The following is a 2,788-nucleotide window of genomic DNA, read 5'->3' on the forward strand; positions in this document are numbered from 1 at the left end:
TCCGTTCAGGAGGTCCGACGCATCGCCAACAAGCTCGCTCAGCGCCGGATCGAGCCTGCCTACGTCATCGCCTGGTCATGCTGGAGACGAGCTCACCAAGCTGCAGCAAGAAGGGCTCACCTCAAAACTAGAATGCAACTGTAATGCTAAGGCGCAATACTACCTAACGGGACGAGCCTTTGGCGAGGCTCGTCTGAGCCGCTGCCAATATAGCGCGCCAAGTTGTCATATGGAGTGACATGACCCCAGTCTTTCATCCAGCGGCAACCAGAGACCGGCCGGTGTTGTCGCGCATGAGCGCAGGTGAAGCAACGGGCGGGGTTAACCCCGCCCGTTGCTGTTCGAGTTTGGCGGCGAATGCCGTCGGGGTAGCGTAGCCCAGCGACGAGTGCGGTCGCTCGGTGTTATAGTCGTCGACCCAGCGCGCCAGGATCGAGCGGGCCTGGCGAACCGTGAAGAACAGGGTTTCGTTGAGCAGTTCGTCGCGCATGCGACCGTTGAAGCTCTCGACGAACCCGTTCTGCGTCGGCTTGCCCGGCGCGATGTAATGCCACTCGATGCGGGCATCGCCGGACCAGGCGAGCACCGCGTTCGACGTCAGTTCCGTCCCGTTGTCGCTGACGATCATCTTCGGCTTGCCACGCTCCGCGATCAGCTCGGCCAGTTCGCGCACGACCCGCCGGCCCGAGATCGAGGTGTCCACCACCGCCCGCAGGCATTCGCGCGTGACGTCATCAACGATGTTGAGCACGCGGAACCGACGGCCGGTCACGAGCTGGTCGTGGACGAAGTCCAGACTCCAGCGCTGGTTGGGAAGCGCCAGCACCGGCGCGGGCGCACGGCTGCCTGTGGCGCGCCTTCGTCCCTTCCGGCGCCTGACCGTCAACCCTTCCTCGCGGTAGAGCCGCTGGGTCTTCTTGCGGTTGATCGTGATGCCGTCCCGGCGCAGCAGGATGTGCAGCCGCCGATAGCCGAACCGCCGACGTTGCTGCGCCAGATCGCGCAAGCGCAACCGCAGGTCGCCATCGTCCGCCCGGCACGAGCGATACCGCATGCTCGTGCGATCCGCTCCGACAACCGCGCATGCCCGCCGCTCGCTCATCCCCAGCGTCGTCTGGAGATGCGCGACCGCTTATCGCTTCGCGGCGGGCGTCACCACTTTTTTGACAGCAGGTCTTTCAACCCCGCGTTGTCCAGCATCGTGTCCGCGAGTAGCCGCTTGAGCCGTGCGTTCTCCTCCTCGAGCGACCGCAACCGCTTCGCGTCGGATACCTCCAGGCCGCCGAACTTCGCCTTCCATGCATGGTAGGTCGCGCTCGACATCCCGTGCTTGCGGCACAACTCCGTCACCACCGCGCCCGCCTCGGCCTCCTTCAGGATGCCGATGATCTGCTCTTCCGAAAACTGCTTCCGCTTCATTCCGTTCGTCCCTTCAAGGGCCGGTCTCTAGGTCCAGGTGGATGAAGAAACGGGGGTCATGTCAATGCCTGCCCCGATGCAAAACGAGCCGGCTTTTCTCGCAAAGACCGGACCAGAGACAGAGGCAGGCTCAGGGGGTTCTACAGGGCCGGAAAACTCCCACTCAAATCGGGCTAAAAAACCGTAAGGAAGTCAAAGATGAAGCGCATTTGATAACTCCGTTGCAGCTTGCACTCAATGGAAATGGCGCTCGGTGTCATATATATCACTTTAGGTGAATAATTATCTCTCAATCGAATCGTTTCAGGGGGAATTCAGCATGGCAACCTTTCGTGATTCACCTCACGTAGCGCTGCCTACATCCTCATTCCTCACAATGCCCGCCTTGGCTCAAGCTGAGGAAGAGATCAAAGCAAAAAGCAACACAGCGACAGCGTTCCAATAATTTTAATGAGGAAATATTATATATGACGAAGCATGAATTATGGTTGTGGGTATTTGCAGTATCCTGCTCGGCGGCGATAACATCTCCGGCACATGCTGGCTGTTTCGATCCACGGTCTGTAATAAAGGTTATGCGCTCGCCCGCTCCGCATGGGCCAGTCATACTGGCACATCGAGGACTATGGCTGAAGAAAGTCGCGACCACAGGAAATCTACCGGAAAACAGTATAGCTTCACTTAATGCAGCGGAGATTGCTGGGAGCCCCACGGATCTTAAGCATTGCATTGAGGCCGTTGAGATGGACATAAAGACAACTAAAGATAATGTTGCCGTGATATCACACGACTTCAATTTAGGCGGAGCTACCACAATCCCAAGAAATAATTTTAGTGCATATACAAATACTGGAGATAATCCAAGAGTTGATGCCGTAAATTTCGACAGATTTAACGAAATATTCCTGAGAGATGGTAGGTACTTTAGTGCGCCAAGTACCCTCATCGCAACAAGTTTTAAGAATATTCTAGATTACTATTACTATAGTAGATCGTCTTCTGTGATTGCTCTCGATATAAAAACTAAGAATGATGCAATTGCCGTTGCAAAAATACTGAGTGAAGACGATCGCGATTTCTCCCATGGCAAAACGGAAAAATTGAAAGCGAGCGATTTTGTTATTTTCAAATTAAATGCCACGATTTGGCCTGATGGCGGCGAATATATTCAGGACATGAAAATGGCTGGCGTCGACACGCCCCCCATGGTTATAGTTATATATACGACAAATATGGAAAGTGCTCTAGGGTGCGTCTGCATTTGCAGGATTTCCATGAGGCGAGAGTTCTGATTCAAGGTTGGTGAAGGAGCCAGGCCTTGAGCAGACGGACGCTGACGGACGAGCAATGGGAGCGGATCGCGGGTTAT

General features: G+C 55.5%; 1 protein-coding gene and 1 pseudogene. One reads left to right on the top strand and one right to left on the bottom strand.

Annotation, left to right across the window (positions count from 1 at the left end):
• Positions 1-253: 253 nt before the first annotated feature.
• A pseudogene (locus tag RN629_RS18075) lies at positions 254-1,419 on the bottom strand (IS3 family transposase).
• 467 nt (positions 1,420-1,886) lie between these two features.
• On the opposite strand from RN629_RS18075, the gene RN629_RS18080 reads away from it, so the two are divergent.
• Positions 1,887-2,711 (top strand): glycerophosphodiester phosphodiesterase family protein, encoded by an 825-nt coding sequence (locus RN629_RS18080; RefSeq protein ID WP_407036476.1) that lies wholly within the window; start codon positions 1,887-1,889, stop codon positions 2,709-2,711.
• Positions 2,712-2,788: the final 77 nt, after the last annotated feature.

Origin of the sequence: Facivitalis istanbulensis (assembly GCF_040560405.1) — a bacterium.
Taxonomy (GTDB): domain Bacteria; phylum Pseudomonadota; class Alphaproteobacteria; order Sphingomonadales; family Sphingomonadaceae; genus Sphingomonas; species Sphingomonas istanbulensis.